This is a genomic window from Syntrophomonas sp. UBA5494, from assembly GCF_002426325.1.
Window position 1 is genome coordinate 1 of record NZ_DIPG01000121.1, and the last position, 7,509, is coordinate 7,509.

The 7,509-nt window shown below is 47.9% G+C and carries 6 protein-coding genes and 1 tRNA gene; 4 read left to right on the forward strand and 3 right to left on the reverse strand.

Annotated elements, in window-relative coordinates; translation table 11 throughout:
* Together B3W37_RS13215 and B3W37_RS13220 are read right to left on the reverse strand one after the other, a co-directional pair.
* Positions 1 to 353 (reverse strand): hypothetical protein (locus tag B3W37_RS13215; RefSeq protein WP_483176106.1); only part of this gene is annotated, 353 nt, incomplete at its 3' end.
* Positions 346 to 1,125, reverse strand: a complete 780-nt coding sequence (locus tag B3W37_RS13220; protein WP_481039100.1) for an alpha/beta fold hydrolase — start codon at positions 1,123 to 1,125, stop codon at positions 346 to 348. The genes B3W37_RS13215 and B3W37_RS13220, both read right to left, overlap by 8 nt.
* 330 nt (positions 1,126 to 1,455) lie before the next feature.
* Between B3W37_RS13220 and B3W37_RS13225 the strand changes: the two genes are divergently transcribed.
* The 4 genes from B3W37_RS13225 to B3W37_RS13240 all read left to right on the forward strand — a co-directional run bounded on the left by B3W37_RS13225 (position 1,456) and on the right by B3W37_RS13240 (position 6,683).
* Positions 1,456 to 1,531: transfer RNA gene (locus B3W37_RS13225), tRNA-Trp, on the forward strand.
* Positions 1,532 to 1,981: 450 nt separating this feature from the next.
* Positions 1,982 to 5,185: a formate dehydrogenase-N subunit alpha gene (gene fdnG, locus B3W37_RS13230; protein ID WP_483176107.1), complete on the forward strand. Its 3,204-nt coding sequence runs from the start codon at positions 1,982 to 1,984 to the stop codon at positions 5,183 to 5,185.
* Positions 5,186 to 5,187: 2 nt separating this feature from the next.
* Positions 5,188 to 5,997 carry a 4Fe-4S dicluster domain-containing protein gene (locus tag B3W37_RS13235; RefSeq protein ID WP_483170988.1) on the forward strand — a complete coding sequence of 270 codons (810 nt, stop codon included), beginning with the start codon at positions 5,188 to 5,190 and terminating at the stop codon, positions 5,995 to 5,997.
* Positions 5,997 to 6,683 carry a formate dehydrogenase subunit gamma gene (locus B3W37_RS13240; protein ID WP_483170987.1) on the forward strand — a complete coding sequence of 229 codons (687 nt, stop codon included), beginning with the start codon at positions 5,997 to 5,999 and terminating at the stop codon, positions 6,681 to 6,683. The genes B3W37_RS13235 and B3W37_RS13240 overlap by 1 nt, the downstream gene beginning before the upstream one ends.
* A 64-nt stretch (positions 6,684 to 6,747) precedes the next feature.
* Here the strand turns inward: B3W37_RS13240 and B3W37_RS13245 are convergent.
* The coding region (locus tag B3W37_RS13245) for an ABC transporter permease subunit (protein WP_483176108.1) at positions 6,748 to 7,509 on the reverse strand (762 nt) is incomplete at its 5' end.

Consider the following 7,509-nt stretch of genomic DNA (forward strand, 5'->3'; position numbering starts at 1 on the left):
AATATGGCGGCCAGAATCAACAGCCGCTTGAGCCGGCTGGTGTAAACCATTTTCTTTTTGGCCCCGGTCTGACGCTGGTTGTTATACAGGGCCACCGCAATCATCAAATAGATCAAGCCCCAGATAAAATAGGCCAGGGTGCTCTGCCGCGCCCACAGCAGCAAAACAGCCGCGAGAGGCAGCAAATCCGGCCAGCCCATCACCCGCTGCAGGTTGCTCATCACCCAGCGCAAGTAGCGCCCGCTGAAGTAACCGCTCAATTGCAAATAATGCGCCGCTTTATTGATTTTCAGAATGGTGTACAGCAGCCAGGGAACTAAAACGGCCGTGGCCAAAATGGTGCCGCTATGCATCTTTGCTCTCCATATCTTCCTTTAAAAACTGCCCGGTGATATGTAAAAAATCGGGGAGACGATCCAGGTAAGAGTAATGGCCGGCATTATCCAGCACAACCAGCCCCGCGTCGGCTATCAGCTGCTCCATCAAGCGCCCGTCCGCCACCGGCGTGGCAGTATCGTCCGCACCCCACATCAATAATGTAGGAACCTTGATCTGGGGCAGCATAGCAGTCAAGTCCTCATTTATCACTTTAACCAGGGTCTCACGCATCACCCCTCTGGCATTGCGGTAGTCTTCGGAGCCAGAGCGGTTTTTCAGTTCCTCCAGACGGCGGTGAAACAGGGGTTTAAGCCCGGGCAACTCCATGAAACGGCGGGCCATTTTATATGAATAGATCTTGAAGTAGTATTTCAAATCTCTCTGGGGTACGATGCCGGAACTATCCACCAGGATGAGTTTATGGATCGGCTGCTGCTGTGCGGCGAGAAAAATGGACACCTTGCCGCCAAAGGAATGACCCAGTAAAATGGGGCGTTCTATACCCTGGTTGTGCAGGAACCCTTTTACCAACGAGGCGTATTCGGCCATCCCCCACTTCCGGGGCGGTTGGTCGCTCAGGCCAAAACCCGGCAGATCCACAGAAAAGGTGCGAAAATAGCGTTCAAAATGCTTGTGCAAGGGGTTCATCAGCGACAAGTTGGCGCCCCAGCCATGAAGCAAAACCATATCCCGGCCTTGACCTGACACCTTGAAATGAACCTTCTGCCCGTTTACTTCAACAAACAATCAATTAACTCCTTAAAAAGCATCAAAAACAGGATCAATCGCTCTGATAAAACATTATACAATTTTATTAATAACTATGTGCATATTTGTAATATCTGTCATTGACCTGCGGATTTAATTTATGCTCTTGAGATGGTTATATTGTCCCTCAAAACCGTAAAGGTAACCCTGTCCGGTTTTATTCTGCACATATTATACCTTTTTTTATGAGACAGTTGGGCTTATTTCCAATAATTTCAGGGGCGGGCTAAGGAAGGTGGTTTTCGGGCTTGAGGTATTTCCCTTGAATCGGGCGTAAACATGTGTTAGAATATGTCTTGCGACAAACGCAGGGGAGTAGCTCAATTGGCAGAGCATCGGTCTCCAAAACCGAGGGCTGGGGGTTCGATTCCTCTCTCCCCTGCCATTTATATGAAAAAATAGGGCTTTTTAAGCCCTATTATTTTTGTCTTTTACACGCGGTTAACCTCATTTATGACCCGATGTACAACCTCTTCAGCCGCCTGATCATTTACTTAGTATTTTTCTGCCTTAATGCAGGCCCCTACACAAGCTCCATCACATATAAAATTACCCTCGACTCCGCTGTTCAATTGCGCGGAATGTCTTCATAAAATCTCCATACTTTTAAATTATTATAAATCATACCCGACTACTTGTTTTTAAGATAAAGGAGGCATGAAACGGACGAATATCAGAGGTCTGACAATTGCCGGCAGCCCATTATGAAACCTATTTATCGATGAGGCCGGTAATAATCGTGGCCGCAACCGTAGCAATCGGCGGGTTGACCGGCTAATCCCACACAATATCCCAATAACAGGTTACTATCCATGGAAAGGAGGATCTTGTTACGATGAAGATTACCCGCAGACAGTTCTTAAAGGTAACTGGTGCCAGCGCAACAGCAATGGTCGCAGCGGATTTAGGCTTCGACCTAAAACCCACAGCCGCAGCAGTCAGAAGTCTGCGCATTAAGAATGTTAAAGGAGTTCCCACCATTTGCCCCTACTGTGGTTCAGGATGCGGTCTTCTAATTTATTCAGAACGGGATGCGGCTGGCAATTTTGTGAAACTACTCAGCGTTGAGGGAGATCCGGATAATCCCATCAATCGCGGTAATGCCTGTGCCAAAGGTTCAGCTTTGTTTAACCTGAGGGAAATCTATGATGAAACAACCCACAAACAGGTTCCCAACCCCAAGCGTGCTACCAAACCTCTATACCGCGCACCTGGAAGCGAAAAGTGGGAAGAAAAAGATTGGGCATGGACGATTGATAGAATTGCTGAGAAGATCAAGGAAACCCGGGACAGCAGCTTCATCCATAAAGAGAAAATAGCCAATGGCAGCGAAATTATCGTTAATCGTACCGAAAAAATTGCCTCCATAGGCGGATCGGCTTTGGATAATGAAGAAGCCTATCTGTGGAGCAAACTGGCGCGTTCCCTGGGTATGGTCTATCTTGAAACCCAGGCGCGTATCTGACACTCCCCTTCGGTGGCAGGATTGTCACCAGCATTTGGCCGGGGTGTCATGACCAACCACATGGGCGACCTGAAAAATTCTGATGTGGCTCTGATTATGGGCAGCAACATGGCTGAAAACCACCCCATCGGTATAAAATGGCTGGCTGAAGGCCGGAAGTTGCGGGGTACAAAGATTATTCATGTTGATCCGCGTTATACCCGTACCTCAGTTTTAGCCGACCTCTACGCCCCTATACGCCCGGGAACCGATATAGCGTTCCTGAGCGGCATGCTCAACTATATCATCCAGAATAACCTCTATCATAAAGAATATGTAACCGCATACACGAATGCTTCTTATCTTATTGCCGATGGATATGATTTTAAAGACGGTCTCTTCAGTGGGTATGACGCGGCTAAACGCAGTTATAACAATGCCACCTGGGACTATCAGTATGATGCCGACGGCACTACTATTTTGAAAGATGCTACTCTGGCTCATCCCCGGTGCGTGTTCCAACTCATGGCCAAACATTATTCTCGCTATGACATTGATACCGTAGTCAAGATCACCGGTACTCCCAAAGCCAAATACCTTGAAGTCTTAAAACTCTACTGCAGCACGGGGGCGCCTGACAAAGTGGGATGTGTCAACTATGCGATGGGAATTACTCAGCATACGGTAGGCAGCCAAAACGTGAAATCGTTTGCTAACCTCCAAATGCTGCTTGGCAACATGGGACGTCCCGGTGGAGGCATCAATGCTCTGCGGGGTGAAAACAATGTTCAGGGAGGAACCGATATGGCCTTATTGTTCCATATTATTCCCGGTTATATCGACAGCCCCATGAACACTGCAGCCAACAAAGATCTACTCTCTTTTTTGAAAACAGTGACTCCCGGCGCTGCCAGGCTTCCTGCCGCAACAATGGAGGAATTCCGGGCCGCTGTTAAAGCTGGTATTCCTAATTCAGGATTCAAAATTAATACTTCGAAGTGGGTAGTCAGCATGCTTAAGGCCTGGTATGGAGAGGCATGCCAAGCTGAAAATGATTTTGCCTACCACTATTTGCCCAAACGCGACGAAAAGAAAAACTATTCCCATATCGCCCTGTTTGAAGCCATGAACAAAGGTGAAATAGACGGTTTGTTCGTTATGGGTTCCAACCCGGTGGTGGGCGGACCCAATGCCAATAAAGAGCAAACTGGCTTAAGCAAGTTGAAATGGATGGTCAGCGTTGACCTGTGGGTAAATGAAACGTCTGAATTCTGGAGCTATAAGGCCTGGGAAAGACCTCATGGCGGTAATTTCCATATGGACAAAATAGCGCCCCAGGACATCGCTACCGAAGTTTTCTTCCTGCCCGCCTGTGCCGTCTATGAAAAAGAAGGTACGGCCGCTTCCACCAGCCGTTGGGTACAATACCGCTGGAAAGGCGCAGAACCTCTGGGTGAGTCCAAGTCAGACCTGTGGATGATTGACAAAATAGCCCAGAAAGTCAAAGAACTTTACAAGAGCAGCACCCGGGCAGAAGACGAACCCATTATAAATATGACCTGGGAATACGGCCATGGTGAAGAACCTGAGCCTATCCAAGTAGGCCTCGAAATCAATGGTTATACTGTAGCTGATGGTAAACCGATTGATGGTTTTGCTAAATTGGCCGATGACGGCAGCACTGCTTCCGGCAACTGGGTTTACTGTGGTCAGATGACCAATAAACCAGATGGATCACTATTATATAAACCGCAGAAACGTGATAACAAAGACAATTCCGCCACAGGACTGGGCCTCTTTTCTAATTGGGCCTGGTGTTGGCCGGTAAACCGGAGAATAGTATACAACCGCTGTTCCATTCAACCAGACGGTGTTACCCCCTGGCCGGGTGATGATGAACGCGTTTTGATTCGCTGGGATGCAACCAAGATTTCCGATCCATTAAAACCTGAAATAGTAGGCAGCTGGGTCGGTGATGACGTTCCCGATTGTACCAAGACCGCTCCCCCTGATAAAGCGGTTCCATTCCTGATGAGACCAGAAGGAACGGGGTGTTTGTTTGCCACCAGGGGATCTTTCAAGGATGGTCCCTTCCCTGAGCATTACGAACCCTGGGAAAGTCCAGTTGACAACTTAATGAGTAGTCAATCCCTTAACCCGGCCGCCAAGGTTTGGGAACCTGATAAACTGGGGACGACCGATAAATATCCATTTATCGCTACTACCTACCGGGTTGTAGAACACTGGCAAACTGGTGCACTGACTCGCAACCTGCCCTGGCTGGCTGAAGTGATGCCGAGCATGTTTGTAGAAATCAGCGAGGAATTAGCCCGCTTAAAGGGCATTAAAAGCGGTGATAAGGTTATGGTTGCGTCTACCCGTGGCGATATTGAAGCTGTAGCCTGCGTTACCAAGCGCATAAAACCGTTCATAGTTAACGGTAAGGAAATGCATATGGTAGGAGCTCTCTGGCACTTTGGCTTCAAGGGTTATGTAACCGGAGATCCGGCCAATCGTTTGACTCCGCATATAGGCGATGCCAACACTATGATACCCGAGTACAAAGCCTACCTCTGCGATATAAGGAGGGCTTAGATATGGCAAGATTAATGACTAATTTATACGATGTCAGTAAATGTACAGCCTGCCGTGGCTGTGTAATTGCCTGTAAAGATACCAATCAATTATCCGTCAACGAAATTGGTAAATTTAAGGGAAGTTACCAGACCATAGAGGATCTGAACGGCAACACCTATACCATAATGCGTTTTAATGAGCATGATGACCCGGTGGATGGGGTGCGTTGGAACTTCTTGAAGTGGCAGTGCATGCATTGTATCGATCCTGTATGCGTAAAGGTGTGTCCTAAAAAAGCCCTTTCAAAACTTGAATGGGGCGCCACTATTCAAGATCCGGACAAGTGTATCGGTTGCCAGTATTGTTCCTATGCATGCCCCTTTGGAGTACCCAAGTATCGGAAAACTACAGATACCATTACCAAGTGCACCCTGTGTTATGAGAGAGTGGCGGAGGGTCTAAAGCCAGCCTGCACCAGAACCTGTCCGAGCGGGGCCTTGACTTTTGGCTACCGGGATGAATTGTTGGTTGTAGCCGAAGAAAGAGCCAGGTACCTGCGAGCCAACGGCTTCCCCCGGGCTACCGTTTACGGAAAAGTAGAACTGGGCACAGGCACCAACAAATTATATGTTTTGACTGATACACCGGATAAATTTGATTTGCCGGTTGACCCCAAAGTATCGACCAGCACTTGGGTATGGCAGGATTGGGTCCAGCCCTATGCCGGCTGGCTCATTCCCATCGCCTTGGCGGGTTCTACAATCAGTTTTGTAACCACCCGGTTAATGGCCAACAAAAATGGAGACCACCAGGAAGGAGGTCATGAGTAATGCAATGGATTCCCAAATATCGCGACGATGTGCCACGCGTAGAAAGGTTTAATGCCGTGGCTCGTATCACCCACTGGGGTCATACCGTGACCTTTTTGCTCTGTCTTTTTACCGGACTGGCCTTATTCCTGGGCGGTATAGACTGGTTGGCGGCTATTTTCGGCGGTTACCGTGGGGCCGGATTGGTGCACCGAATTGCAGCCGTTGGTATGACCATCATGCTAATCTTTGGCGCTACCTTTGGTTTTAAAGGCTTGATCGCCTGGATCAAGGACATTCTTCGTTTTGGCATTAACGACCTTAAGTTTATTCTTATTTTCCCCTTGGAGTTCCTGGGCTTCCCGGTTAAAGTTCCTCCTCAGACCAGATTCAATGGCGGTGAAAAGGGCAACTCGGTAATCACTCCGACCATGGTTGTACTGCTGGTATTGAGCGGCTATATCATGTGGTTTCCATCCATATTCCCGGTTTGGCTGGTGAAACTTTCTTACCCCGTTCATGATCTAGCTATGATTTTCTCCACCGTAATGGTATGCATGCATGGTTATCTGGGTTCCTTCCATCCTGGATCAGGCGAGTCCTTCTGGGGTATGTGGAAAGGCACTGTTAGAGCAGATTGGGCCAAACATCACCATGCCATCTGGTATGATGAGACTTATGGGGACAAAATAAAAGCTGAGCAATAACAGATTCAATCGGGCAGGAGGGGGTGACTGACCCCCTTTCTAACCAATCAGCTGCATAAAGTCATTATTTGTAGGGTGCTGAAATAGTTTGATTAACCCTTTTATACTGATTCTCATTTCTGACATTGATAATCAGAGCAAACGCGATTGTGCCATAGGCCACAAAACTGCGGAAATATTCCCCCAGGGCCGCATTATGAAATAAATTCTGTCCGGCCTGGGGCGAAACGATAAACAGAGTATGGAATAGAAATACCCCCACCAGAGCATGCCTGATTTTGGCATGCTTTATACTGGCCCCACCGGCCAGGAGAGCCGCACAGGAGATGATATCGTTGGTCAGATGGGCGGTATAGACATCAAACATGCCGATGTTCTGTAAATATGCCAGTTGGCCCAGGGCTGCCAGGACGGTGGAGAGGATGATCACTTTTATTCTTACTGCCTGGGTATTGATCCCCAGCACTTCACTGGTTTGGGTGCTGGAACCTATGGCTTTGACCTCCTGCCCGAAGCGGGTGTGCAAAATGTAAAATATCATGGCAGCAAATATAAGCACTACTAATATCATGAAAAAGGGTATTTCCAAATTGCCGATTTCAAACAGCCACAGCTTGTCGATGGTATTGCGGTACATACCCAGATCCACTGTGTTTCTTACTCCAATCCCCCGGGTAAGAATTATTTCCTCATTTAAAACCGGGATAACGCTTCCGAACCCCACTAAAAATATGAGCTGATAGACGCTATTGAACAAAAAACCGATAATGATAGTGGTGATCATTTCTTTCCCTTTTACCCGGTTCAAAATAACCCCGATCACATA